The sequence below is a fragment of the Allokutzneria multivorans genome, from assembly GCF_039537405.1.
Lineage (GTDB): Bacteria > Actinomycetota > Actinomycetes > Mycobacteriales > Pseudonocardiaceae > Allokutzneria > Allokutzneria multivorans.
Genome location: NZ_BAABAL010000006.1, coordinates 147,849 through 173,711, shown reverse-complemented (window position 1 = coordinate 173,711; position 25,863 = coordinate 147,849). Strand labels below are relative to the sequence as shown.

Genomic DNA, 25,863 nt, shown 5'->3' with positions numbered 1-25,863 from the left:
CTCACCAGCGCACGCCGACCATGAGCGCGTCGTGCCGGTCCGGTGCGTCGATGACCACGCGGTAGTGCCCCGGGCGCACGTTGGGGCACGTCCATGAGCGGGGCGGGTCGTTGACCCAGAAGTCGGCGACGCAGCGCTCACCGTGGTCACCCTTGTGGCGCAGGTGCACGACCGTGTTCGGACCGCCGACGACGTCCGCGTCGATGCTCAGCGTTCCGCCGGGGAAGTCGTGGCCCTCGATCAGGCAGGCCCTGTCCGACGTGCAGGTCTTGTCGTGGCCCCCGGCGCTCGCGACGGGCGCCGTCACGAGGGCGGTTCCGACCGCGAGCGCGGCGGCGAGGGACTTCCTCAACGCGCCGCTCACCAGCGGATCCCGAGCCGGTATCCGTCGTGGTTCTCGGTGTCCGAGACGATGAGCCGGTAGCCGCCCGGGTCCGCGCCGTAGCAGACCCAGGTCCGGGGCGGCTCGTTCACCCAGAACTTGTCGCTGCACCGGAACCCGTTGTCGCCCTTGTACCGCCACTCGATGAGCCTGTTCGCGCCGCCGATCACGTCCACGTCGATGGCGACCGTGCCGCCGGGGAAGCCTGCACCCTCGAGCTTGCAGACGTGGTCGCGTCCGCAGTCCTTCCCGCTGCCCCCGGCGAATGCGCTGGGAGTCGCGGCGAACACCATTGCGACGGCGATCGCCGCGATTGCGAGAGATTTTCCTGCTTTTACCATCGTGCCCCCACGTGGAAGTCGTACTCGTTGACGTACGCCTCGGTCGTCGTGACCCGGATCTTGCCCGACGGGAGGTTGTGGCACACCCAGGAACGAGGTGGATCGGCGGCCCAGAACTCGGTGACGCACCGCTGCCCGGTGTCGGTCTGCACACGCAGCAGGATGATCTTGTTGGGGCCGTTGAGAGCGTCGGCGTCGACGCTCAACGTGCCCCCGGGGAAGCCGCCGAACTCGAGCTGGCAGACGACCTTCTTGTAGCAGGACAGCTTGGGGTTGTTCGCCGCGCTCGCGCTTGGCGGCGTGACGAGCGCCGTGCTCAGCGCAAGCACGACCATTCCGAGACTTCTTCCGATTTTCACGGGGTCTCCAACCGGTCAGAATCGTTTGCGCGTGAAGCTAGTGATCTGTCGGCCGCATTCCCTGACGTTCGGCTAAACGCGCCTGAACAGTTTCGGAATTCGGTCGACGATGCGAAACGAGGCCTTTGTCTGAACGGGCTCGCCTGGCGTGGAAACCTTCTGCACCGCGCGGTAGTCCACGAGTACCTCGTGCGGGGTGAACCGCGTCCGCACATATCCGCGCCGATTATTGAAGAATTGGATGTGCGGGTTCTCCTTGAATACGGCTTCGGTGTCGGCGCGCGTTTCCGAGCCGTCGCCGCCGCTGCTGATCGAGCTGGTCACCAGCTCCACGCCGACGGACGGCGATGCCGGGTCGTTCCACCTCTGGTGCACGTTCGCACCCCACGCGGCGTGCACGTCACCGGTCAGCACGATCGCGTTGCGCACTCCCGCCGATGTCCAGCCGTCCACGATCCGGTCCCGGTTCGCCGCGTAGCCGTCCCACGCGTCCATGCTGTTCAGCTCGCCCTCGCCGGGCTTGGAGTCCAGCTGCGAGAAGAACACCTGCTGTCCGAGCACGTCCCAGCGCGCCCGTGATGAGCGGAACCCGTCCAGCAGCCACGCCTCCTGCTCCGCGCCGGTGATCGTCCGCTTCGGGTTGAACCGCTCGGGACAGTTCTTCTTGCCGTCGCCGCACGCCTGGTCGTCGCGGTACTGCCGGGTGTCGAGCATGTGGAAGGTGGCCAGTCCACCCCAGCCGATCCGCCGGTACAGCCGCAGTTCCGGTCCTGTCGGCAGCGCGGAGCGGCGCAGCGGCATGTTCTCGTAGTACGCCTGGAAAGCGGCCTTCCTGCGCAGCGCGAACCCGGGGTCCGGCTTCTCGGGGACCATTCCCGCCCAGTTGTTCTCGACCTCGTGGTCGTCGAGCACCACCACCCACGGCGCCACCGCGTGCGCCGCCTGGAGGTCGAGGTCGCTCTTGTACTGGGCGTAGCGCTGCCGGTAGTTCGCCAGCGTGGTGGTCTCCGGGCCGACGTGGTGCCGCACGTTCCCGCCGGGCGCCACGTACACGTTCGGCGCGTACTCGTACTGGTAGTCGCCCAGGTGTAGCACCAGGTCCGGGCAGTCCTCCGCGAGCCGCCGGTACGCCGTGAAGTGGCCGTGCTCGTACTGGGCGCAGGAGGCGAAGCACATCGTCAGCGGCGAGGTGACCGAGCGCGCGGACGGCGTGGTCCTGGTGCGCCCGGCGGGGGAGAGGTGCCCGTCGGCGCGGAAGCGGTAGAAGTACTGCCGCCCCGGCCGGAGTCCCGCGAGCTCCACGTGCACGCTGTGCCCCAGCTCCGGGACCGCGGTCTCGACGCCGCGCCGGACGATCCTGGTGAAGCGCTCGTCGTCGGCGAGTTCCCACTCCACCTCGACCGCGCGGGAGCCCATCCCGCCCATGCCGTCCTCGGCGAGCGGGGTGGTGGCGAGCCTGGTCCACAGGACCACGCCGTCGGGGGACGGATCGCCGGAAGCGACACCGAGGGTGAACGGGTTCGCGGGGCCCGCGGTGGCGGCTCCGCCGAGGGTGACCGCGCCGAGGGCGGTGAACCCGCCGATCAGCGTGCGCCGGGAGATCTCTCTCATGGCCCGAATCCCACCCCGGCCGAGGCGGCGTTGGCCAGAACGACACCCTGATGGTTCTGCGCCAGGGCGGAACCATCAGGGTGAACGCTCGCTCAGGGGCGGTTGCAGAGGATGGTGACGCGCGCCCAGTAGCTGGAGCCGGTCTGCGTGATGTGCGGGATGCCGACGCGGTAGCACTGGAACCGGCTGTACCCGCCGATGCTCGCGCGCCAGTACGCGTCGTTCTCCGCCTGCATCACGGCCAGCGAGCTGATGCTGCTGAAGCCCTGGCCGTCGTACCAATTGGTGATGGGCGCGGCGGAGGCCGCCGCGCCGCCGGAGAGCGCGAGCGCGCCCGTGGCGGCGGCTACGGTGAGGACGCTGCGCAACTTGGACATGGGGTCTACCTCCGGGTCAGGGGAAGCGGTCGAACCCATCCTGACCAGCGCGGACGCGCTGGGAACACACCGCCGTTCTGGGGTGTTGACCCCCGTCGGGAGCCGGTGCTAGCCCGTGCGGACCGTGAGAATGACGGCCCTGACGTTGAGCGCTGGCACTCTCGTGGGTAGAGTGCCAATCGCACGGCGCCGACCTGCCCCGGCACCCGCGACGGCGGGACAGCAGGTGCCGTCGGTACCTGCCAACGCTTTCAAGACCGTGGAGGTCACACCGTGACGAGCGTGAACGTCAAGGTGAACATCAAGCCGCTCGAGGACAAGATCGTCGTTCAGGCGAGCGAGCCCGAGACGACGACCGCGTCGGGCCTTGTCATCCCGGACACCGCGAAGGAGAAGCCCCAGGAGGGCGCCGTCCTCGCCGTGGGCCCGGGTCGCATCGACGACAAGGGCAACCGCGTCCCGCTGGACGTCAAGGTGGGTGACAGCGTCATCTACTCCAAGTACGGCGGCACCGAGGTCAAGTACAACGGCGAGGAGTACCTGATCCTCTCGGCTCGCGACGTGCTGGCCGTCATCGAGAAGTGACGTCGCCGCACCACTAGCGCGCATCCGCCCCGGCGGCCCCCAGGGGCTTCCGGGGCGTTCTCGTGTCACAAGCACTCGTGCCACACAGCAGGAGAGAGACGGGTACATGCCCAAGCAGATCAGCTTCGACGAGGACGCCCGCCGCGCCCTCGAGCGGGGTGTCAACCAGCTGGCCGACGTCGTCAAGGTGACGCTCGGCCCGCGCGGTCGGCACGTCGTGCTGGACAAGAAGTTCGGCGGCCCGACCGTCACCAACGACGGCGTGACCATCGCGCGCGAGGTCGAGCTGGACGACGCGTTCGAGAACCTCGGCGCGCAGCTGGCCAAGACCGTCGCCACCAAGACCAACGACGTCGCCGGTGACGGCACCACCACCGCGACCGTGCTGGCCCAGGCCATGGTCCGGGTCGGCCTGCGCAACGTGGCCGCCGGTGCCAACCCCACCGCGCTGGGCAAGGGCATCGAGGCGGCCGCCGACGCCGTCGTCGAGGCGCTCAAGGCCAAGGCCACCCCGGTGAAGGGCCGTGACAACATCGCGCAGGTCGGGACCGTCTCCTCGCGGGACGAGACCATCGGCGCGCTGCTCGGCGAGGCCATGGAGAAGGTCGGCGAGAACGGTGTCATCACCATCGAGGAGTCCTCGACGCTGACCACCGAGCTGGACATCACCGAGGGCCTCGACTTCGACAAGGGCTTCATCTCGGCGCACTTCGTCACCGACGCCGAGTCGCAGGAGGCCGTGCTCGAGGACGCGTTCGTCCTGCTGCACCGCGACAAGATCGGCGCCATCGCCGACCTGCTCCCCGTGCTGGAGAAGGTCGTCGAGGCGGGCAAGCCGCTGTTGATCGTCGCCGAGGACGTCGAGGGCGAGGCGCTGTCCACCCTGGTGGTCAACGCCGTGCGCAAGACCCTGCGCGTCGTCGCGGTCAAGGCGCCGTTCTTCGGCGACCGCCGCAAGGCGTTCCTGGACGACCTGGCCGTCGTCACCGGCGGCAAGGTCGTCGCGCCGGAGGTCGGGCTGAAGCTGGCCGAGGCCGGTCTCGACGTGCTCGGCAAGGTCCGCCGCGTCGTGGTCACCAAGGACTCGACCACCTTCGTCGACGGCGGCGGGGACAAGGCCGAGGTCGAGGGCAGGATCGAGCAGATCCGCCGCGAGATCGCCGCGACCGACTCCGACTGGGACCGCGAGAAGCTGCAGGAGCGGCTGGCCAAGCTGGCCGGTGGCGTCGCGGTGATCAAGGTCGGCGCCGCCACCGAGACCGAGGCCAAGGAGCGCAAGCACCGCATCGAGGACGCGGTCGCCGCCACCAGGGCCGCGGTCGAGGAGGGCATCGTGCCCGGCGGCGGTTCCGCGCTGGTGCACGCCGCCAAGGTGCTGGACAACGGCCTCGGCCTGGACGGCGACGAGGCGACCGGTGTCGCCATCGTGCGCGAGGCGCTGGCCGCCCCGCTGTTCTGGATCGCGGCCAACGCCGGTCTCGAGGGTGCCGTTGTCGTGCACAAGGTGCGCGAGCAGGAGTGGGGCCAGGGCTTCAACGCCGCGAACCTCACCTACGGCGACCTCGTCGACGACGGCGTTGTCGACCCGGTGAAGGTGACCCGCTTCGCGGTCGCCAACGCCGCCTCCATCGCCAGGATGGTGCTCACCACGGAGAGCGCCGTCGTGGAGAAGAAGGAGCAGTCCCCCGAGGCCGCGGGCGGTCACGGGCACGGCCACGGGCACCGTCACTGACGGTAGTTGTGCCGTAACGGACGAAGAAGAGGCCGGACGCTGTGCGCGTCCGGCCTCTTCCTCGTTCGGGCAGCCTGGTGAGAAGGCTGGGTCACCGCGTCAGGCGGTGGGTGCCAGTGCGATCTTGCGCCGGCGGGCGCTGATGATCGTCTCGCGCTCCGATTCCGACATCCCGCCCCAGATGCCGTAGGGCTCCTGCACCGCGAGCGCGTGCTTGCGGCACATGTCGAGCACGGGACAGCGCTGGCAAACGGCTTTCGCCCGCGCCTCGCGCCGTGATCGTGCTGGTCCTCGTTCACCGTCGGGGTGGAAGAAGAACGCGCTGTCCATGCCGCGGCACGAACCTTCCAGCTGCCAGTCCCACAGGTCCGCGTTGGGCCCCGGAAGTCGCCGAGTGTCCGCCATCGCCGACCGCCTCCTCACCAAAGTCTGGGTTGTGCTGCCTTGGTCTTTCCCGCACGGTGCTGGGTCAACCGTAGAACCGAGTCAAAACTTGTTCAATAACCTTTCGCGTCATACCTTGTTCAACTGCGGGTGACCAAGCGCCCCTGGTGAGGACCTTGAGATCACGATCCGGGTTGCCGTCCGGGTGATGGAGCCGGAACATTTGCGTCGTGACGACTCAGCCTGGGCGCGGTGTACCCCTCGGGGCCGCGTTTCAAGCCGGGCTGGAGGACTTCGTGGGCACCGGTTCCGACGGCGTCCACGAGGAGCCGCGGCTCACGGTCGCTGCGGTGGCCAGCAGGCTCGGCGTAGCCCCCGCGACACTGCGGACGTGGGACCGCCGGTACGGACTCGGCCCGAGCGGCCACACCAGCGGCAGGCACCGCCGGTACGGCTCGAAGGACATCGCGCGGCTGGAGCTGATGCAGCGGGCGCTGCTGCGCGGGGCCTCCCCCGCCGACGCCGCCCGCTACGCGCTGAGCGTGCGACTGCCCGCCTCCCCCGCCCGGGTCGAGCGGGTCGCCGCGCACCCGGTCGGCATCGAGCTGCTCGTCAGCGGCGGGCGCAGCGGCGCGGCCGAGGACTACGAGTACGAGGGTGAGGAGAACCCGCCCCTGCTGATCAGCGGGGGAGACGGTGGCCCGCTGGGCGTGGACCGCGGGCGCCAGGGCGGGCGCGGGCTGAAGCTGCCCGGGGCCAGCCGCACCGCGCGCGGGCTGAGCCGGGCCGCGCTGGCGATGGACGCCGACGCCATCCAGCAGGTGCTCGCGAAGGCGCTCGCCGAGGACGGGGTCGTGTCCACCTGGGACGAGGTGATCCGGCCGGTGCTGTGCGCGCTGGCGGAGCGCTGGGAGCACGCCGGGGTCGGCGTGGAGATCGAGCGGCTGCTCAGCGAGGAGATCATCGTGGCGCTCAGCCGCGTGATCGCGCTGGCCCCGCCACCCCGCAACCCGCGCCCGGTCCTGCTCGCGTGCGTGCCGGAGGAACAGCACAGCCTTCCTCTCTACCCGCTGTCCTGTTCGCTCGCGCTCAACGGGGTCTCGGTGCGCAGGCTCGGCGCCTCCCTGCCCATCGACGCCCTGGCCGCGGCGGCGCGTCGGCTCGCCCCCGCCGCCGTGGTGCTCTGGGCGCACCTGCCGCGCAACGCCGACGCCTCGGTATTCGACGCGCTGCCGAAGACCCGCCAGCGGACGCGGCTGTTCGTCGGCGGTCCGGGATGGGCCGCGATCGACCTGCCCCGGCACGTGCAGCACCTGGACGACCTGAGCACCGGCACGGAGCGCGTCGTCCGCGCCGTCAACCCGGGTGCCTGAGCGCTCAGAGGTGCCTCCGCCCGGAGTGCGCCTCCGCGATGCGGCCTTCGGCGCCCACCCCGACGCGAACGTGCACGGCGCCGCCCGCAGTGCCGATCCACGGCGGCGTTGGCTCGCGGGGGTGGTGCTCGGCGGTCAGGGCTCCTACGCGGCGGCGGCCACCGCACTGGCCCCCTTAGTAAGAGGACACGACAGCGCCCCGCTGTTCGCCTCGCTCGCCGCGAGCACGCTCGCCTCGCACTACCGCCAGGTCGGCTGTCACGGTCCCGCTCGCGATCTCGACGCACGGGCGCTCGCGCTCGTCCTCGGCGCGCAGGTGTCGGGGGAAGCCGATCCGGACGACGTGGACGTCGTGGGCGCCGAACTGGACGCCCGGCTCGGGCTGGCCGCCGACGAGCTCGGCCTCGGCAGGCTCGCTCTGGCGCGGCGCCTGCACGCCCGTGCCGAGGAAGCCTTTCGGGAGCGCCCGCTCGGCTGGCGCGGACGGCTGCGGTTGCGCTGGGTGGCGGCCGAGCTGGCGCTCGCCGGTGATGATCCAGAGCGTGCGCTGAACGAGGCTCAAAAAGGGTTTCATCTTCTGCGGACCCTGGATTCGTTACGGCACCACCTCAAGACGGAGATCGTTCTCGGGGTCGCCCTGAACACTCTGGGCTCATCGGAGTCCGTTCCGTTGCTCCAAAAGGTGGTAGCACGGACGTGCGAGCTGAGACTCGCGTCACTCACCTGGCCCGGAGCACTCGTCCTGGCGACGGCCGTTCCCGCCGAGCGGGAGCGCTGGAACGAGCTGGCCAGGCACGCGTTGTCGCACGTCATCGGCCATGCGGATACCGGCAAACGGAGGTTGATCCCGGCCTCGCCCTGGCTACCCTCGTGGTTGCTCCGTTCCAGTGACCGGAGTGCCACGAACGAGTGGACGAATTTCTTGACGGATAAAGCACCGGATCGTGTCAAGGTTCGGCTCGAAGCGTCCGATAGGGATGTTGAACGTCACTCGGCTGTAGGAAGGGGTTCCCGTGACGACGGTCCTGATCTGTGATGACCGGCGCAGCGTCCGGGAGGGTCTCACCCGCGTGATGTCGGCTGTCCCCGGTGTGAGTCGCATCGACTGTGTGGCTCACGGTGATGAGCTGCTCGCGCGCTTCTCACGGCAGGCAGTCGACGTCGTCCTGGTGGGCACTCAACGCGCTGTGCCAACGGGCGTCGAGGCGACTCGTCGCCTCGTCTCCGCCCACCCGCAGGCGAACGTGATCGTTTTCGGCGCTCCTGACGACGCCGGAAGCATCGCGGCCGCCATCGCTGGAGGGGCACGTGGCTACCTGAGGTGGGACGCCTCGCGTCCGGAACTGGTCGCCGCACTGGCGCACACGCTCGCCAGCACCTCCGTCCCGGCCCCGCGCCAGCCCTCCGACCCGGGGGTCCAGCTCACCGAGCGGGAGCTCCAGGTGCTGCGCGGGATGAGCCAGGGCAAGAGCAACGGCCAGATCGGCCGTGAGCTCTACCTGTCCGAGGACACGGTCAAGACCCACGCACGCCGCTTGTTCCGCAAGCTCGGCGTTCGCGACCGTGCCCAGGCTGTCGCCCACGGCTTCCGGCGCGGCCTGGTCTCCTAGGTCGCACCACAGGCACTCGTACGACAGGTACTCGTCATCAACGGGGGAGCCCGGCCACCGCGCCGGGCTCCCTTCGTTTCCGCAGGTGGATCTCCGTGATCCGGTACCGATTCCGCCCCGCTTCCCCGAACCGGCCGTGCCGCCGGGTACGGTGAGAAGCGACCGGAGCGGCGGAACCGGTTACCGAAAAACAACTATCGGTCCGCCAACTCGTAACACTTGGGCTGCTCTCAACGATGACCAACATGGGGGACGGGCTGGACGCCCTTGTAGGTGCTTCGCTCGATGGCGACCGCCAGGCGATCGAGCGCCTACTGGCAGCTATCCGTCCCCTTGTGGTGCGGTACTGCCGCGCCAGAGTCGGAAGGCAAGAGCGGTCGTACGCATCCGCGGACGACGTGGCCCAGGAGGTGTGTCTCGCCGTGCTGACGGCGCTGCCGAACTACCGGGACCAGGGAAGGCCGTTCCTGGCCTTCGTGTACGGCATTGCCGCGCACAAGGTCGCGGACGCGCACCGCTCGGCCGCACGCAACCGGTCCGAACCGGTTTCGGAGGTACCGGACTCCCCGGAGACCGGCGCCGGTCCGGAACAGCGGGCCATGCAGGGTGAGCTCTCCGAGCGCATGGCACAGATCATGCGGGTGCTCCCGCCCAAGCAGCGCGAGATCCTCATGCTGCGGGTGGTCGTCGGTCTCTCCGCCGAGGAGACGGCCGACGCGGTCGGCTCCACTCCGGGAGCCGTGCGGGTCGCCCAGCACCGCGCGCTGGCCAGGTTGCGGAAGACGTTAGCGGCGGAGGAGGTGTACTGAATGGTTGAGCGGAACGACGACCTGGACGGTCCGACCGTGCGACGGATCGGTCGACAGCGGCGGTCCTCCGTGGTCCTGCACTCGGACACCGCTTGGTCCGCCGAGGACGGCGACACCAACGAGGCACTCGACTTCGTGGCGGTGCAGGCGGACGACGCGCTGCTGGACACGCTGCGCTCCTCCGACTCCGTGAGCGGCGGCATCGCCGACCCCGAACTGTCCGCCCTGCTGCTCTCGTGGCGCAGGGAGGTCGACTCGGAGTCGATCGGCGAGCTGGTCGACCTGGAGACGGCCGTCGCCACCATCGAGGCCGCCAAGGCCAAGCGCAGGCCGCGGCACCGCCTGCTGATCCCGCTGGCCTCCGCGGCCGCCGTGCTGGCCATCGCCTTCACCGGCGTCGGTCTCGCCGCCCGCGACGCCCAGCCCGGTGACGCGCTCTGGGGCCTGGCCAAGGTGCTCTACTCCGACCACGCCAAGTCGGTCGAGGCAGCGGTCTCCGCCAAGGACGACCTCAACCTGGCCGCCTTCGCGCTGCGCCACGGCAACTACAACGAGGCCGCCGCCGCGCTGACCCGCGCGGTGAAGAAGCTCGAGGTCATCGCCGTCGAGGACGGGGCTGCCGCGCTGATCGACCAGCACCAGAACCTGGTCAAGCAGCTGGTGACCTCCTCGCCGCAGACGCCTCCGCCGCCGCCGGTGAACAACCCCTCGGTGACCCCGTCGCCGACCCCGGGCAACCCGTCGCCGACCACGGTGCAGCAGAGCAACTCCAACACCTCGGTCTCGACCACCACGACGGTCCCGCCGACGACCACCACGGTCCCGCCGACCACGACCACCCCGCCGGTGACGACCACGCCGTCGACCACCGACTCCACCACGGGTGGCACGGGTGGCACCGGGGGAACGGGGACCAGCCCCAACGGTGGCACCACCGAGGGCAGCCCCCGCGCGGGGCAGCCCCAGCCGCAGCCCCCGGGCCCGGCCGTCGCCGGTCCCACGACCGGCGGCTGAGCGAACGAGACCACGCGAAATCCCGCAGCGCGCGTGCGTGCTGCGGGATGTGTGTGTTCGGGCTAGCGCCTGCTCTCGATCGTGGTCACGCCGTCGGCGAAACCACGGCAGTACTCCCAGGTCACGTAGGACGAGGGGTCCGGGTCGAACGCGGGCTCGTGCGGCCGCATCCTGCCGTCCTTGAGCAGCTGGTGCAGGCTCGCCCGCAGCAGCTCCCAGTCGTGGTAGTGCGGCTCGCTGCAGTCACCGCAGTCGACCACGATGCCCCTGATCTCGCGCGGCTCCAGCAGCGCCTGGTAGACCGCGAGGTCGGTGAGGTCGGAGAGCAGTTCCGCGCGCTCGTGCTCGGTCAGCGGCTCGGCCGGGTCCTCCTGGACCGCGTCCAGCGCCCGAGCGGGGTCGTTCGGGTCGCCCGCGAACGGGTCAGGGGGCAAGGCGTCGTGCGGCACGTCTGGCACCGTACCCGCCCCGCCCGCTCGGCGTCCCTCGGTGGTCCGATGGAATCTGCTATAGGTGCGCCGCGCGCTGGGAGCGGTTGCCCGGGCCCTTGACAACGGTGTCAGCGGCCGTGCCGGGAGGGTGCCGGACGTGATGGGCGTGACCAGCGGCGGTGCGATTCGGGGTGGGGCCGTGCGGTTAGCATGGACGCCTGATCCCACCAGGCCGGTGACCCACGTCAGCAGTCAGAAGCAACCGGTACCGCAGGAAGGTCTACTACCCGCCATGACCAGCGAGCTCTCCGCTCACGGCGTTCCGTCCAAGTTCGCAATGCTCGGGTTGACCTTCGACGACGTGCTGCTGTTGCCAGCCGCGTCGGACGTGGTGCCGAACGAGGTCGACACCAGCACCCGGATCTCCCGCAACATCACCCTCCGCGTGCCGCTGGTCTCCTCGGCCATGGACACCGTCACCGAGGCCCGGATGGCGATCGCCATGGCCCGCGCCGGTGGCATGGGCGTGCTGCACCGCAACATCGCCGCGGAGGCCCAGGCCGCGCTGGTCGAGGTGGTCAAGCGCTCCGAGGCCGGCATGGTGACCGACCCGGTGACCTGCTCCCCGGAGGACACGCTGGCCGAGGTGGACGCGCTGTGCGCCCGCTTCCGCATCTCCGGCGTCCCGGTCACCGACGACGACGGCATCCTGGTCGGCATCATCACCAACCGCGACATGCGGTTCGAGATGGACCACAGCAAGCCGGTGCACGAGGTGATGACCAAGGGCCCGCTGGTCACCGCCCAGATCGGCGTCTCGGCCGAGGCCGCGCTCGGCCTGCTGCGCCGCCACAAGATCGAGAAGCTGCCGATCGTGGACGGCGACAACCGGCTGCGCGGGCTGATCACCGTCAAGGACTTCGTCAAGACCGAGAAGTACCCGCTGGCCACCAAGGACCCGGACGGCAGGCTCGTCGTCGGCGCCGCGGTCGGCACCGGCGAGGAGTCCTACCAGCGCGCGATGCTGCTCAACGAGGCGGGCGTCGACGTGATCGTGGTGGACAGCGCCCACGGCCACCAGCGCAACGTGCTGGAGATGGTGGCCAAGCTCAAGGGCGAGCTCGGCGACAACGTCGACGTCGTCGGCGGCAACGTGGCCACCCGCGCGGGCGCCCAGGCGCTGATCGACGCGGGCGCGGACGCGATCAAGGTCGGCGTCGGCCCGGGCTCCATCTGCACCACGCGCGTCGTCGCCGGTGTCGGCGCCCCGCAGATCACCGCCATCTACGAGGCGAGCCTCGCCTGCCAGGCCGCGGGCGTCCCGCTGATCGGTGACGGCGGCATCCAGTACTCCGGTGACATCGCCAAGGCCATCGCGGCGGGCGCCAGCACGGTCATGCTCGGCAGCCTGCTCGCGGGCACCGCCGAGTCGCCCGGCGACCTGATCCTGGTCAACGGCAAGCAGTTCAAGACCTACCGCGGCATGGGCTCGCTCGGCGCGATGCAGTCGCGCGGCCAGGCGAAGTCCTACTCCAAGGACCGCTACTTCCAGGACGACGTGCTCTCCGAGGACAAGCTCGTCCCCGAGGGCATCGAGGGCCGCACGCCGTTCCGCGGCCCGCTCTCCCAGGTCGTGCACCAGCTCGTCGGCGGCCTGCGCTCGGCCATGGGCTACACCGGCTCCGCCGGGATCGCCGAACTCCAGCAGGCGCAGCTCGTGCGGATCACCGCCGCCGGGCTCAAGGAGAGCCACCCGCACGACATCACCATGACGGTGGAAGCGCCCAACTACACCACCCGGTGAACCCCTGCTCCTGACTGAGAAAGGACTGACGTGCGGGATCTTGTCGAGATCGGGATGAACCGGACGGCCATGCGGGCCTACGGTCTGGACGACGTGGAGATCGTTCCCTCGCGGCGCACCCGGTCCTCAAAGGACGTGTCGCTCGCGTGGCAGATCGATGCCTACCGCTTCGAGATCCCGCTGATCACCCACCCGACGGACGCCATCGTCTCGCCCGGCACCGCCGTCCGCGTCGGTGAGCTGGGCGGGCTCGGGGTGCTCAACGCCGAGGGCCTGTGGGCGCGGCACGCCGACCCGGAGGAGGCGCTGCTGCGCGTCGTCCAGGCGGCCGAGGAGGAGGACGGCGACGCGGCGGTCAAGCTGCTGCAGGAGCTGCACGCCGCTCCGGTGCGGGTGGACCTGCTGACCGAGGCGATCCGCACCGTCCGCGAGTCCGGCGTCACCGTCGCGGCCCGCGTCAGCCCCCAGCACGCTCAGGAGCTGACCCCGGACCTGTTGGCCGCGGGCGTGGAGATCCTGATCCTTCAGGGCACGATCATCTCCGCCGAGCACGTGGAGCGGGACGGCGAGCCGCTGAACCTCAAGCGCTTCATCGCCGACCTCGACGTCCCGGTGATCGCCGGTGGTGCCGGTGACTACCGCACCGCCATGCACCTCATGCGCACCGGCGCGGCCGGCGTGATCGTCGGCTTCGGCGAGTCGCACGCCACCACCACGAACCAGGTGCTGGGGATCGGCGTGCCGATGGCCTCCGCGATCGCCGACGCCGCGGCCGCGCGCCGCGACTACCTGGACGAGACCGGTGGCCGCTACGTGCACATCATCGCCGACGGCTCGATGAAGCACTCCGGTGACATCGCCAAGGCCATCGCCTGCGGTGCCGACGCCGTGATGCTCGGCGAGTCGCTGACCAACGCCGACGAGGCACCCGGCCAGGGCTTCTACTGGACCGCCGCGGCCGCGCACCCGTCACTGCCGCGCAGCGACGTGTTCGGCTTCTCCGGCGGCAGCTACGACCTGGAGACCCTGCTGTTCGGGCCGTCCTCCAACCCGTTCGGCACGGTCAACCTGTTCGGCGCGCTGCGCAGGGCGATGGCCAAGACCGGCTACTCCGACCTGAAGGAGTTCCAGAAGGTCGGCCTCACCGTTCGCCGCTAGCCGTGGCCAACCGCAAGCGCCGGGCGCAGCCCGCCGAGCCCAAGCCCGTCACGCCGTTCGGGAAGTTCGTCGCCTGGATGGGCCGCAAGCCCCAGTGGCCGAAGTCCGTCGGGATACTGCTGCTGCTCGTGGTGCTCGGGTTCGCCAGCCTGTCGGTGACACCCGGGTACTTCACGGCCGTCGACAAGATCGTCGGCAGCAACACCCCGATGGCGGTCGTGTTCGGCTGGCTGCCCGGCGGCGGCGCGCTCGTCCTGCTCGGCGTGTACGTGCTCTACGCGCCGTTCCTCGGCTACCGGGGCAAGGCCGTGTGGACCGTCGCCAACACGATCTGGCTGGCGTTCGGCCTGATGGCGATGGGCGGCGGTGTGCCACCTCGGGCGCACCCCGCCTTCGACTACGGCCTCGACGCGAGCCGGGCCGCGCTGCCCGGCCTGCTCGTGTTCGGCCCGCTGCTGTTCATCGCCGGGATGATCCTCGTCGGGATCATCGGGTGGTTCAGCAAGCCCGCCAAGGCCAAGATCGCCCGCAAGCGCAGCAACGAGGAGCAGGAGCAGCTGACCGGCTGGGCCCTGATCGCCGTGTCCCTGCTCTTCCTCGCCATCGCCCTCCTCGCGGCCCTGACCTGACCATGGCTGACACGTCCGCGAACCGGTCACTTCGCGACTGGCGGGCGTCGCTGCTCCGGCTGACCGGCACCGAGCAGGCGGCCGCTGCCTGGCGCGAGGGGCGGTACGACTTCGCGCTCCGCCTCGGGCAGGCGTTGACCGCTCGGACGCCGAGCGGGCTGCCTCCCGTGACGGGCCACGTGGTCTACGGCGTGTGGCTCGAATGGGGACTGCTCTACATCGGGCAGAGCGCGAGCGCCGGACGGCGCCTCCGGGACCTGCCGGTCGGCGAGAGCCACCACCTCGCCAACACCTTTCCGCCGGAGATCTGGAACCGCGTGGTTGTGGTGTCGTGGCCGTTGCTGGCAGAGGCGCAGAACCTGCCGATCACCCCGGACCTCATCGGCCTCGGGCTGGAGCACCGGCTCCAGACTCGTCTGAGGCCGCTGGCGAACTCCTCTCGGCGGAAGCCCACGGGAGGGTGGCGGCAGGTCGACTGGGAGACGAGCCGGTCCGCTGGTGCCAGGGTGGCCCCCAGCCTCGACGCGTTGTTCGAGCGGGTGCTGTCGCTCTGGGAGGACGCCGGACGCGCGGTCGACGAGTCCTGTTCGACCGAGGTGTGCCGCGTGGTTTTCCCTCCTCACCTGACCTGATGCGGTTCTACGGTCTTCAAGTACCACCAACCCCCTTGTCGATCATCGCTAACCGCCCCACACCCCGGCGTCGCCGGTGAAGACCTCCGGGACGGGGGTTGCGGGATCTTGAAGACCGATGGACCGCGTGGGCCGTTGGGGTGTTTGTCGTTACTGGCGGTAACACCCTCTAGGCGGGCGGGTGGGGTTCGGCCTAACCTCCTCGCATGACCCGACTGGCGAGTAACAAGGGCGCCGACCTGGACTTCGACGTGGTGGTCGTGGGTTCGGGGTTCGGCGGCAGCGTGGCGGCCCTGCGGCTGGTGGAGAAGGGCTACCGGGTCGCGGTGCTGGAGGCGGGGCGCCGCTTCGCCGACGACGAGTTCGCGCGCACCTCGTGGGACCTGCGGCGATTCCTGTGGGCGCCGAAGTTGGGCTGCTTCGGGGTGCAGCGCATCCACCTGCTGCGCGACGTGCTGGTGCTCGCGGGGGCGGGGGTCGGCGGCGGCTCGCTGAACTACGCGAACACGCTCTACCGCCCGTTGCGGCCGTTCTTCGCCGACCGCCAGTGGGCGCACATCACGGACTGGGAGTCGGAGCTCTCGCCGTTCTACGACCAGGCGAGCCGGATGCTCGGCGTGGTCACCAACCCGACGGACACCCCGGCGGACAAGGTGATCAGGAAGGTCGCGGAGGAGATGGGCGTCGGCGACAGCTACCACGCGACGCCGGTCGGGGTGTTCTTCGACGAGCCGGGCAAACCCGCGCGGGATCCGTACTTCGGCGGAGCGGGGCCGGAGCGCACGGGGTGCACGGAGTGCGGGTCGTGCATGACGGGCTGCCGGGTCGGAGCGAAGAACACGCTGGTCAAGAACTACCTGTACCTCGCGGAGCGGGCCGGGGCGAAGGTGCTGCCGTTGAGGACGGTGACCGGGCTGAGCCGCCGGTCGGACGGCAGCTGGACGGTCCGCACGGAGCGCACGGGCGCGTGGCTGGACAAGCGCCGCCGGGTCCTGCGGGCGGGGCACGTGGTGCTCGCGGCGGGGACCTGGGGCACGCAGAAGCTGCTGCACAGCATGCGCGACTCCGGCGAACTGCCCGAACTGTCGCCGAGGTTGGGCGAGCTGACCAGGACGAACTCCGAGGCGATCCTGGGGGCGCGGGCGGAGCGGGTGAACCCGGACTCGGACTTCAGCGAGGGCGTGGCGATCACCTCGTCCTTCCACCCGGACGACCGCACGCACATCGAGCCGGTCCGCTACGGCAAGGGCAGCAACGCCATGGGGCTGTTGCAGACGATGGCCACCAACGGCGATCTGCCGACGCCGAGGTGGAAGCAGCTGCTGGCGGAGATGGGCAGGAACCCTCTCCAAGCGCTGCGCAACCTCTCCGTGCGCCAGTGGAGTCAGAAGACGGTGATCCTGCTGGTCATGCAGGCCCTGGACAACTCGATCACGACGAAGACCAAGCGCGCGTTCGGCAGGCGGTGGCTGACCTCGGTGCAGAACGAGGGCGCGCCGAACCCGACCTGGATCCCGCAGGGGGCCGAGGCCGCCGAGCGGGTGGCCGGGCACATCGGCGGGATCGCGGGCGGCACCTGGACGGAGATCTTCGACATCCCGCTGACCGCGCACTTCATCGGCGGCTGCGTGATCTCCGAGGACTCCGAGCGCGGGGTGATCGATCCCTACCACCGCGTGCACAACTACCCGACGCTGTCGGTGGTGGACGGCTCGGCGATCACCGCGAACCTGGGCGTGAACCCGTCGCTGACGATCACCGCCCAGGCCGAGCGCGCGTTCTCGATGTGGCCGAACAAGGGCGAGGCCGACGCCCGGCCGGAGCAGGGCGCGGAGTACCGGCGGGTGCGCCCGGTGGCACCTCGCGGGCCGGTCGTCCCTGCTGAGGCACCAGGGGCGTTGCGACTGCCCGTGGTCGAAGTGCGCCATCCCGGCCCCAAGACGCGGCGCGCTTCCTCCGGGTAGCGGAGTTCCCACGCGCCGTGATCGCTGGCACAGTAGTGGGGTGCCCAAGCCGTTCGCGTCCAGCGCCGACACCTCGCCCAAGTCCGAGACGCTGGAGGTCCTCGCCGACGGTGTCTACGCACTGACCTCCGAGGGCGACCCGAACGTGGGGGCCGTCGAGGGGGAGGACTTCCTCGTCTGCTTCGACGCGAGAGCGACCCCGGCCTCCGCGCGGGACTGGCTGGACGCGCTGCGCGAGCACACCGACAAGCCGGTGAAGTACCTGGTGCTGAGCCACTACCACGCGGTTCGCGCGCTCGGGGCCAGCGCGTTCGGGGCCAGCGAGGTCGTCATGCACGTCGACACCCTCGGCCTGGTGCGCGAGCGCGGCGAGCAGGACTGGGCGAGCGAGTTCGCCAGGATGCCGAGGCTGTTCAAGGAGCCCGAGTCCATCCCCGGGCTGACCTGGCCGACCCTCTGCTTCGACGGCACGATGTCGATCTCGCTGGGTGGGGACCGCGGTGACCTCGTGCTCGGTCACGCCGGGCGCGGGCACACCAGGGGCGACGCCTACCTGTGGCTGCCGGACCGCAAGATCCTCTTCGCCGGGGACCTGATCGAGTCCGAGGCCGCGCTCTACACCGGAGACGCCTACCACCGCGAGTGGCTCGGCACGCTGGAGAACCTCGAACTGCTGGAGGCGGAGGTCCTCGTCGGTGGAAGGGGCGCCGTCGTGCACGGCCGCGAGGGCGTGACCGCGGCGATCACCCAGACGCGAGGCTTCCTGCTGGGCCTGACCGGCGCCGTCGCGTCCGTGCACGAGGCGGGCGGGGACATCCGGGCCGCCTTCGACGCGGCGCACCGCGAGCTGGAGCCGACCTACGGGAAGTGGCCGATCTTCGAGCACTGCCTGCCCTTCGACGTGCAGCGCTTCTGGGACGAGCTGGACGGCGTCGAGCACCCCACGATCTGGACACCGGAACGCGACCGCGAGGTCTGGGCGCTGTTGCAGGACCGGGGATGAGCCGCGACGAGCCGGTCGTCATCGTCGGGGGAGGCCCCGTCGGCCTCATCGGCGCGCTGTTGCTGGCCAGGGCGGGCGTGCCGACGGTCGTGCTGGAGGCGCTGCCCGCGCACACGCCGGTCGGCAGCCGGTCGATCTGCATCCAGCGCGACGTGCTGGACCTGTTGGAGCGGATCGGTGTCGGCGCGCGCGCCGCGCGCGAGGGCGTGACCTGGTACCTCGGGCGCACGTACTACCGCGAGCACGAGCTGCTGACGATGGAGCTGCCGCACCCGGAGGCCGGGGGCTTCCCGCCGTTCGTGAACCTCCCGCAGCCCGACCTCGAACGGATGCTGCTGGAGCGCGTCGCCGAGGAACCCTTGGTCGACCTGCGCTGCGGGCACCAGGTCGTCGAGGTCGACCAGGACGAGGAAGGCGTGACCGTCCGCGCGGCCACCATCACGCGAACGTCCACTTCGGACGGTCTGGTGACGGTGCGCGGCACGCACTGCATCGCCGCAGACGGCCCGCACTCCACGGTCCGCAGGCTGCTGCGGCTGCCCTTCCGGGGGCATTCGTTCCCGGACAAGTTCCTGATCGCCGACATCAAGGCCGACCTCGACCTGCCGCCGGAGCGCCGCTTCTTCTTCGACCCGGAGTGGAACCCCGGCCGCCAGGTGCTGGTGCACCCGCAGCCCGGCCGGGTGTGGCGGATCGACTGGCAGGTGCCCGAGGAGTTCGACCTCGCGGCGGAGGACGCCAACGGCGGGCTGACCGAGCGCATCCGAAAAGTGGTGGGGGACAAGGACTTCGAGGTCGTGTGGGCCTCGGCGTACCGGTTCCACCAGCGCTGCGTCCCGACGATGCGGGTCGGCAGGGTGCTGCTCGCGGGCGACGCCGCGCACGTGATGAGCCCGTTCGGCGCGCGCGGGCTGAACTCCGGCGCGCAGGACGCGGAGAACGCCGCGTGGAAGATCGCCTTCGACCGGCAGGGCTGGGCGGGGCCCGCGCTGCTGCACTCCTACAACGTGGAGCGGCGCGCGGCGGCCCAGGAGAACCTGCGCGTCACCGGCGACACGATGCGCTTCCTCGTGCCCCGCACGGCGGCGGATCGGGCCTACCGCAACGAGGTGCTGCAACGCAGCGTCGACGATCCCGGAGCGCGGAGCTGGATCGACTCCGGCAAGCTCGCCGAGCCCTACTACTACCTGGACTCCCCGCTGACCACGCCCGCGCAGCCCACCGAGGTCGCCGCGTTCCCGCGTGAGCCCGGGGTGCCCCGCCCGCCGCTGCCCGGGGTCCTGTGCCCGGACGCGCCGCTGACCACCGGCGGTCGGTTGCGGCCGACGTTCGGTCCGGTCTTCACACTGCTGACGCTGGACATCCCGGTGCGGCTGCCCGTCGACGGCCCTCCGGTGCAGGTGCAGTCCCTGGAGGAGGCCGACGACAACGGGGCTCTCGCGGATGCCCTTCGCGTTTCGCCGGGGTCCGCGGCCCTGGTCCGGCCCGACGGTCACCTCGCCGCTCTTTTCCGGGACGGTTACCTCGGCGCGGCGTTGGTCAGTGCGCTGCGTCGGGCATCAGGATGGTGAAGAGTTCGCCCTGACGCCGACCTTCTCGTTGGTGTTTCTCATGTCGCGGTCCGCCGACCGCTCTTCTCGGAGGTGATCCGGGTGTCTGCCGTCGATCGTCGGAACTTTCTGCGCGCCGCGGGCGGGCTGGGCGCGCTCGCGCTGCTGACAGCCTGCGGTGAGGGCGGTCAGACGACGACACCGACACCCACGGTCGACCCGACGACGACGGCCCCGCCGAGCACCACGACCGCCGCGCCGATGGACTGGGACGGCCTGAAGTCACGGCTCAAGGGCACCCTGGCCCGCCCCGGCCAGAACGGCTACGAAGCGGCGCGGCCGTTCAACACCGCGCTGGCGAAGACCTCGCCGGAGGCCGTTGCCCAGGTGCGCGGCGTCGAGGACGTGCAGACCTGCATCGACATGGCCCGGCGCTCGCACACCCCGATCGCCGCGCGCAGCGGTGGGCACAGCTACGCCGGGTACAGCTGTCCCGACAAGGCGCTGGTGGTCGACCTCCGCTCGCTCAACTCGGTCGAGGTCCGCGACGACGGGGTCGCGGAGATCGGCGCGGGTGCCCGGCTCTCCGACGTCTACGCGGCGCTCGCGGCCAGCGGGCGGTGCCTGCCTGCGGGAACGTGTCCGACCGTCGGTATCGCGGGGCTCGCGCTCGGCGGCGGGCTCGGAGTGCTGACACGCAAGTTCGGCCTCACCGCCGACCACATGCTGTCCGCGCGGATCGTCACCGCCGACGGGGTCAACCGGATGGCCTCCGCCGACGGCGACTCCGACCTGCACTGGGCGCTGCGAGGCAGCGGCGGCGGCAACTTCGGCATCGTCACCTCCTTCGAGTTCAGCACCGAGGCGGCGCCGTCCCAGCTCACCGTCTTCCACCTGGAGTTCGCGCCGGGCTCGGCCGCCGAGGTGCTCGGGGCGTGGCAGGACTGGATCTCCGAGGCACCGCCGGAGATGTGGGCGAACTGCGTGGTCGAGGGCGGCAGCCCGCCGAAGGCGAGGGTGAGCGGCTGCTTCGTCGGAGCGGCCGGGCGGGTCAGCACGATGCTGAACCAGCTCGCGAAGAACTCCGGCGCGCGGATCGCCAACCGGAGCTCGCAGACGATGAACTACGCGTCCGCAATGCGGCACTTCGCGGGTAGCTCCGGCAAGACGGGCTTCGTCGCGTCCTCGCGCGTGGTGGAGAAGCGGATGGACGACCCCAGCAAGCTCGTCTCACTGGTCAACGACCTCCCCGACATGGACCTGCTCTTCGACCCGCTCGGCGGCGCAGTGTCCACAGTGGACGCCACGGCGTCCGCGTTCCCGCACCGCAACGCCCTCGCCACGGTGCAGGTCTACGCGGACACCGAGGCGGGACAGGCTCGCGCGGTGGCGTCGCACGTGGACAACGCGCAGCGCGCGATCGCCGACCACGCCGGTCGCGGCGCCTACGTGAACTACATCGACCCGGCGCAGCGCGACTGGCCGCAGGCGTACTACGGCAACAACCTCAACCGCCTGCGCCAGATCTCCAGCACCTACGACCCGGACGGGGTCTTCGCCTTCGCCCAGGGCCTGCGCACGCGCTGAACTACAGCCGAATCCCTGCGAACACCGTGACCTTCTCCTCGGTGAAGTCGTTCATCGTCGAGGAGACGCCCTCGCGCCCGAAACCGGAGGACTTCACACCGCCGTAGGGCATCTGGTCCGCGCGGTAGGACGGCACGTCGCCGATGACCACACCGCCGACCTCCAGCTCAGCGGACGCGCGGAAGGCCACCTGCACGTCGCGCGTGAACACCCCGGCCTGCAAGCCGTAAGCGGAGTCGTTGACCTGCGCGAACGCTTCGTTGACCCCGTCGACGACGGACACCGCGAGCACCGGGCCGAAGATCTCCTCCGCCCAGATCTTGGCGTCGGTGGGCACGTCCACGAGCACGGTGGGGGAGACGGTCGAGCCCTCGCGCTCCCCGCCGACGAGCACCTTCGCGCCCGCCGAGGTGGCCTCGTTGATCCACTCCTCGACCCGCTCCGCCGCGGCCTCGTCGACCAGCGGGCCGACCTCCACCTCCGGGTCGTGCGGGTTGCCGGTGCGCAGCTCGCGCACGGCGTCGACCAGGCGCGCGGTGAACTCCTCTGCGACCGAGCGGTCCACGATCACCCGCTGCACCGCGATGCAGGACTGACCCGCCTGGTAGTTGGAGAACAGCGCGATCCGCCGCGCCGCGAACTCCAGGTCCTGCCAGTCGCCGCAGACCACTGCCGCGGCGTTGCCGCCCAGCTCCAGCACGACGTGCTTGCGCGGGGCCGCGTCCATGATCGACCAACCGACCGGGCCGGAGCCGGTGAAGGACACCACGGGAAGGCGCGGGTCGCGGACCAGCTCCATGGTGGCCTCGTTGCCGATCGGCAGCACCGAGAACGCGCCTTCCGGGAGCTTGGTCTCGGCGAGCAGCTCGCCCAGCAGCAGCGCGGTCAGCGGGGTGCGCGGCGCGGGCTTGATGATCACCGGAGCGCCCACGGCCAGCGCGGGGGCGACCTTGTGCGCCACCAGGTTCAGCGGGAAGTTGAACGGCGCGATGCCGAGCACGGGCCCGCGCGGGCAGCGTCGCACCATCGCCATCCGGCCCTCGGCGGCGGGGTCGGTGTCCAGCCGCATCAGCTCGCCGGTGAAGCGCTTGGCCTCCTCGGCGGCGAAGCGGAAGGTGTTGGCCGCGCGGGCGACCTCAAGGCGCGCCCACCGCAGCGGCTTGCCGTTCTCCGCGGTGATCACCTCGGCGATCTCCTCGGTCCGTTCCAGCAGGCGCTTCGCGACGTGCTCCAGCGCTCCGGCCCGCTCGTGCGCGGGGGTGCCCCGGAAGGCCGCCGCGACGTCGACCGCGGCGGAGACGGCGCGCTCGACCTGCTCCGCCGTCGGCACGGAGACCGAGGCGACCTCGGAGCCGTCGTAGGGGTGCCGGACGACCGTCACGTCCTCGCCCGTCGCGGTTCGGCCCGCGATCCAGAACTGGCGCGGGGCGGGGGTCACGGCGGTCATCGCGTCGTCCTCGGCACTCATGGGGCACACGGTATGCGGGAGCCGCCGCCCCCAACAGGTGATCTTCTGGTCACATCGGTACTGGCCCGATTAGGCCGGTCGGTGGGCGGGCTGAGACGATGAGGGCCCGTCGTGCGTCCGTGACCAGGAGGTATCTCCGACGTGCCCAGCAGCAACCAGCGTCCCGTGCTCGTCGTCGACTTCGGGGCGCAGTACGCCCAGCTGATCGCACGGCGGGTGCGCGAAGCACAGGTCTACTCCGAGGTCGTCCCGCACACGATGCCGGTCAGCGAGATGATCGCTCGCGACCCGGCAGCGATCGTGCTCTCCGGCGGCCCCTCCAGCGTCTACGCCGAGGGCGCGCCCCAGGTCGACCCGTCGCTGTTCGAGCAGGGCGTCCCGGTCTTCGGCATCTGCTACGGCTTCCAGGCCATGGCCAGCGCGCTCGACGGCGGTGTCGAGCACACCGGCACCCGCGAGTACGGCCGCACCGACCTGACCGTGGTCGGCGACGGCGGCGCGCTGCACCAGGACCTGCCCGCCGGGCACCCGGTGTGGATGAGCCACGGCGACTGCGTGACCAAGGCGCCCGAGGGCTTCACAGTCACCGCGACCAGCACTGGCGCTCCGGTCGCTGCCTTCGAGGACACCGCGCGCCGCTTCGCCGGTGTGCAGTACCACCCGGAGGTCCTGCACTCCCCGCACGGCCAGGAGGTGCTGCGCCGCTTCCTGCACGACGTCGCGGGCCTCCGTCCACAGTGGACGACCTCGTCCATCGTGGACGACTCCGTCGCCGCCGTGCGGGCCCAGGTCGGCGAGACCGGCAAGGCAATCTGCGCGCTCTCCGGCGGCGTGGACTCCGCCGTGGCCGCCGCGCTGGTGCACCGCGCCATCGGCGACCGCCTCACCTGCGTCTTCGTCGATCACGGCCTGCTCCGCGCCGGTGAGCGCACCCAGGTCGAGCGGGACTTCGTCGCCGCGACCGGCGTGCGCCTGGTGACCGTCGACGCCAAGGACCGCTTCCTCGGCGCGCTCGCGGGCGTGACCGACCCCGAGGAGAAGCGCAAGATCATCGGCCGCGAGTTCATCCGCGTCTTCGAGCAGTCGGCCCGCGACCTCCAGGCCGAGGCGGGGGAGTCCGGCGAGCACTTCGACTACCTCGTGCAGGGCACCCTCTACCCGGACGTGGTGGAGTCCGGCGGCGGCACCGGCGCGGCGAACATCAAGAGCCACCACAACGTCGGCGGCCTGCCGGACGACCTGAAGTTCGACCTGGTCGAGCCGCTGCGCGCGCTGTTCAAGGACGAGGTGCGCCGCGTCGGCCTGGAGGTGGGCCTTCCGGAGACCATCGTGCAGCGCCAGCCCTTCCCGGGCCCCGGCCTCGGCATCCGCATCATCGGTGAGGTCACCGCGCGCAACCTGGAGATCCTGCGCTCCGCGGACTCCATCGCCCGCGAGGAGCTGACCTCCGCCGGACTGGACCGCACCATCTGGCAGTGCCCGGTGGTGCTGCTGGCCGACGTGCGCTCGGTCGGCGTGCAGGGCGACGGCCGCACCTACGGCCACCCCATCGTGCTGCGCCCGGTCTCCAGCGAGGACGCGATGACGGCGGACTGGACGCGCCTGCCCTACGACGTCCTGGAGCGGATCTCCACCCGCATCACCAACGAGGTCTCCGACGTGAACCGCGTCGTGCTCGACGTGACCAGCAAGCCGCCGGGCACCATCGAGTGGGAGTGACCACCAGCCGCGGGCGGGCCTTCGGGTCCGCCCGCGGTTCTGCGTGGGCTAGGGCTTGTCCTGCAAGTGGTTGCGCTGTGTATTCCGGTCACGGTGTCGCCGGGGGTTGGGGTGTCTTCAAGACCAGCAAACCCCGCTGTTGATCATCGCTAACCGCCGTAAACCCTGCGGTGTTGCGGGGTTTGCCGTCGTTGAAGACGGCTGGGGTGGGGGTTGGGTGGTCTTGAAGACCGGCAGACCCGGTGACTTGCAGGACAGGGCCTAGGCCGAGGCTCTGCGGACGAGCTCCACGGGGAGCACCTCGCGGCCGGTCGGCACGTCCTCGCCGTTGAGCAGCTCGACCAGGCGCTGGACCATCGTGCGCATCTGCTCCGCTGAGTCCTGCTTGACCGAGGTCAGCGGCGGGTCGGTGTAGGGCGCGATCGTGGGCTGGTCGTCGAAGCCGACCACCGCGACGTCCTCGGGCACGCGCTTGCCCGCGGCGCGCAAGGCGTGCAGTGCGCCGACGGCCATCAGGTCGCTGCCCACGAACACCGCGTCCAGGTCGGGCACTCGCTCCAGCAGTTCGGCCATCGCGCGCTCACCGCCCTCCTGGGTGAAGTCGCCCTGAGCGGTCCACGCCTCGGTGCGCGCGGCGTCCGCCCCGGTCGCCTCCTGCCAGCCCTGGAGCCGGTCCCGCGCGGACTGCTCGTCGGCGGGGCCGAGCACGCTGACCACGGTGCGCCTGCCGAGACCGAGCAGGTGCTCCGTCGCGACGCGGCCACCGGCGACGTTGTCGTTGTCGACCGCGTGCACCTCGGACTCCGGCAGCCACTGCTTGCCGCCGAACACCGACGGCAGCGGCAGCGCGGCGATCTGCGCGGGCAGCGGGTCATCGCGGTGCGGAGCCAGCACGAGCGCCCCGTCCACGTGCCCTCCGGAGAGGAAGCGCAGGATGCGGCCGCCGTCCTCGCCCTGGTCGGCGAGCATCAGCACCAGCTGGATGTCCAAGCCCGACAGCTCGGTGGCCGCGCCCCTGACGACGGTGGCGAAGTACGGGTCGGCGAAGAACTTGTTGTCCGGTTCGGAGAGCACGAGCGCGATGGCGTCGGTGCGCCTGGTGACCAGTGTCCGAGCCGCCCGGTTCGGGATGTAGCCGAGCTTGCGCACCGCGTTGTGCACGGTCTCGCGCACCTCGGGGCTCACCTTGGGCGAGGAGTTGATCACTCGGGAGACCGTCGCCCTGGAGACACCAGCGGCGTTGGCCACGTCCTCCAGCGTCGGCCTGCTGGCCCCACGCGTTGTGCTGGACAGCTCCGTCACCCCCATCGCGCGCTCGGTCCGGGCAGCCTATGCGAAAGT

At 70.7% G+C, this 25,863-nt stretch carries 25 protein-coding genes; 16 read left to right on the top strand and 9 right to left on the bottom strand.

Annotated features, from left to right (window positions below; translation table 11 throughout):
• Window position 1: 1 nt before the first annotated feature.
• The 5 genes from ABD798_RS10500 to ABD798_RS10480 form a co-directional block, all read right to left on the bottom strand.
• Entirely contained in the window at window positions 2-364 is a 363-nt protein-coding gene (locus ABD798_RS10500) for a peptidase associated/transthyretin-like domain-containing protein (RefSeq protein WP_344873255.1), read from the bottom strand.
• Entirely contained in the window at window positions 361-723 is a 363-nt protein-coding gene (locus tag ABD798_RS10495) for a hypothetical protein (protein ID WP_344873253.1), read from the bottom strand. Before ABD798_RS10495 ends, ABD798_RS10500 begins: the two co-directional genes overlap by 4 nt.
• Window positions 717-1,058 (bottom strand): hypothetical protein, encoded by a 342-nt coding sequence (locus ABD798_RS10490; protein ID WP_344873251.1) that lies wholly within the window; start codon window positions 1,056-1,058, stop codon window positions 717-719. The genes ABD798_RS10495 and ABD798_RS10490 overlap by 7 nt, the downstream gene beginning before the upstream one ends.
• A gap of 96 nt (window positions 1,059-1,154) precedes the next feature.
• Window positions 1,155-2,693 (bottom strand): alkaline phosphatase D family protein, encoded by a 1,539-nt coding sequence (locus tag ABD798_RS10485; protein ID WP_344873249.1) that lies wholly within the window; start codon window positions 2,691-2,693, stop codon window positions 1,155-1,157.
• A 92-nt stretch (window positions 2,694-2,785) separates the two neighbouring features.
• Window positions 2,786-3,070, bottom strand: a complete 285-nt coding sequence (locus ABD798_RS10480; RefSeq protein WP_344873247.1) for a hypothetical protein — start codon at window positions 3,068-3,070, stop codon at window positions 2,786-2,788.
• A gap of 282 nt (window positions 3,071-3,352) precedes the next feature.
• On the opposite strand from ABD798_RS10480, the gene groES reads away from it, so the two are divergent.
• The gene (gene groES / locus ABD798_RS10475; protein ID WP_425549198.1) at window positions 3,353-3,655 is read left to right on the top strand and encodes a co-chaperone GroES; all 303 of its coding nucleotides are present in this window, start codon (window positions 3,353-3,355) and stop codon (window positions 3,653-3,655) included.
• A gap of 106 nt (window positions 3,656-3,761) precedes the next feature.
• Window positions 3,762-5,387, top strand: coding sequence for a chaperonin GroEL (groL, locus tag ABD798_RS10470; RefSeq protein WP_344873243.1), 1,626 nt, complete (start codon window positions 3,762-3,764; stop codon window positions 5,385-5,387).
• 99 nt (window positions 5,388-5,486) lie between these two features.
• On the opposite strand, the gene ABD798_RS10465 is transcribed toward groL, so the two are convergent.
• A complete protein-coding gene (locus ABD798_RS10465; protein WP_086820963.1) occupies window positions 5,487-5,792 on the bottom strand; it encodes a WhiB family transcriptional regulator in 306 nt (101 codons plus the stop codon).
• 263 nt (window positions 5,793-6,055) lie between these two features.
• Between ABD798_RS10465 and ABD798_RS10460 the strand changes: the two genes are divergently transcribed.
• From ABD798_RS10460 to ABD798_RS10440, 5 genes are all read left to right on the top strand, one after another.
• A complete protein-coding gene (locus ABD798_RS10460) occupies window positions 6,056-7,144 on the top strand; it encodes a MerR family transcriptional regulator (protein ID WP_425549205.1) in 1,089 nt (362 codons plus the stop codon).
• 25 nt (window positions 7,145-7,169) lie between these two features.
• The gene (locus tag ABD798_RS10455; protein ID WP_344873240.1) at window positions 7,170-8,180 is read left to right on the top strand and encodes a hypothetical protein; all 1,011 of its coding nucleotides are present in this window, start codon (window positions 7,170-7,172) and stop codon (window positions 8,178-8,180) included.
• Window positions 8,158-8,754, top strand: coding sequence for a response regulator transcription factor (locus ABD798_RS10450; RefSeq protein ID WP_030427454.1), 597 nt, complete (start codon window positions 8,158-8,160; stop codon window positions 8,752-8,754). The genes ABD798_RS10455 and ABD798_RS10450 overlap by 23 nt, the downstream gene beginning before the upstream one ends.
• 236 nt (window positions 8,755-8,990) lie before the next feature.
• Window positions 8,991-9,563: a sigma-70 family RNA polymerase sigma factor gene (locus tag ABD798_RS10445; RefSeq protein ID WP_030427455.1), complete on the top strand. Its 573-nt coding sequence runs from the start codon at window positions 8,991-8,993 to the stop codon at window positions 9,561-9,563.
• A complete protein-coding gene (locus ABD798_RS10440) occupies window positions 9,564-10,577 on the top strand; it encodes an anti-sigma-D factor RsdA (RefSeq protein ID WP_344873235.1) in 1,014 nt (337 codons plus the stop codon).
• A 62-nt stretch (window positions 10,578-10,639) separates the two neighbouring features.
• On the opposite strand, the gene ABD798_RS10435 is transcribed toward ABD798_RS10440, so the two are convergent.
• On the bottom strand, window positions 10,640-11,026 hold the full coding sequence (locus ABD798_RS10435) for a DUF5319 domain-containing protein (RefSeq protein ID WP_425549197.1): 387 nt from the start codon (window positions 11,024-11,026) through the stop codon (window positions 10,640-10,642).
• A gap of 274 nt (window positions 11,027-11,300) precedes the next feature.
• Here ABD798_RS10435 and guaB point away from each other — a divergent pair, with 274 nt between their 5' ends.
• The 8 genes from guaB to ABD798_RS10395 all read left to right on the top strand — a co-directional run bounded on the left by guaB (window position 11,301) and on the right by ABD798_RS10395 (window position 21,335).
• On the top strand, window positions 11,301-12,812 hold the full coding sequence (guaB, locus tag ABD798_RS10430; protein ID WP_344873231.1) for an IMP dehydrogenase: 1,512 nt from the start codon (window positions 11,301-11,303) through the stop codon (window positions 12,810-12,812).
• A gap of 30 nt (window positions 12,813-12,842) precedes the next feature.
• The gene (locus ABD798_RS10425) at window positions 12,843-13,970 is read left to right on the top strand and encodes a GuaB3 family IMP dehydrogenase-related protein (protein ID WP_086820958.1); all 1,128 of its coding nucleotides are present in this window, start codon (window positions 12,843-12,845) and stop codon (window positions 13,968-13,970) included.
• A 2-nt stretch (window positions 13,971-13,972) separates the two neighbouring features.
• Entirely contained in the window at window positions 13,973-14,599 is a 627-nt protein-coding gene (locus ABD798_RS10420; protein ID WP_344873228.1) for a hypothetical protein, read from the top strand.
• 2 nt (window positions 14,600-14,601) lie between these two features.
• Window positions 14,602-15,231 (top strand): hypothetical protein, encoded by a 630-nt coding sequence (locus tag ABD798_RS10415; RefSeq protein WP_344873226.1) that lies wholly within the window; start codon window positions 14,602-14,604, stop codon window positions 15,229-15,231.
• A 206-nt stretch (window positions 15,232-15,437) separates the two neighbouring features.
• Entirely contained in the window at window positions 15,438-17,195 is a 1,758-nt protein-coding gene (locus ABD798_RS10410; protein WP_344873224.1) for an FAD-dependent oxidoreductase, read from the top strand.
• A gap of 40 nt (window positions 17,196-17,235) precedes the next feature.
• Window positions 17,236-18,198, top strand: coding sequence for an MBL fold metallo-hydrolase (locus tag ABD798_RS10405; protein ID WP_344873222.1), 963 nt, complete (start codon window positions 17,236-17,238; stop codon window positions 18,196-18,198).
• Window positions 18,195-19,769, top strand: coding sequence for an FAD-dependent monooxygenase (locus ABD798_RS10400; RefSeq protein ID WP_344873220.1), 1,575 nt, complete (start codon window positions 18,195-18,197; stop codon window positions 19,767-19,769). Before ABD798_RS10405 ends, ABD798_RS10400 begins: the two co-directional genes overlap by 4 nt.
• An 81-nt stretch (window positions 19,770-19,850) precedes the next feature.
• Window positions 19,851-21,335, top strand: a complete 1,485-nt coding sequence (locus tag ABD798_RS10395) for an FAD-binding oxidoreductase (RefSeq protein WP_344873218.1) — start codon at window positions 19,851-19,853, stop codon at window positions 21,333-21,335.
• A 1-nt stretch (window position 21,336) separates the two neighbouring features.
• Here the strand turns inward: ABD798_RS10395 and ABD798_RS10390 are convergent, their stop codons facing one another.
• Window positions 21,337-22,782 carry an aldehyde dehydrogenase family protein gene (locus tag ABD798_RS10390; protein WP_344873974.1) on the bottom strand — a complete coding sequence of 482 codons (1,446 nt, stop codon included), beginning with the start codon at window positions 22,780-22,782 and terminating at the stop codon, window positions 21,337-21,339.
• A gap of 162 nt (window positions 22,783-22,944) precedes the next feature.
• Between ABD798_RS10390 and guaA the strand changes: the two genes are divergently transcribed.
• Entirely contained in the window at window positions 22,945-24,522 is a 1,578-nt protein-coding gene (gene guaA, locus ABD798_RS10385; RefSeq protein ID WP_344873216.1) for a glutamine-hydrolyzing GMP synthase, read from the top strand.
• A 261-nt stretch (window positions 24,523-24,783) separates the two neighbouring features.
• Here the strand turns inward: guaA and ABD798_RS10380 are convergent, their stop codons facing one another.
• On the bottom strand, window positions 24,784-25,830 hold the full coding sequence (locus tag ABD798_RS10380; RefSeq protein WP_344873214.1) for a LacI family DNA-binding transcriptional regulator: 1,047 nt from the start codon (window positions 25,828-25,830) through the stop codon (window positions 24,784-24,786).
• Window positions 25,831-25,863 lie beyond the last annotated feature (33 nt).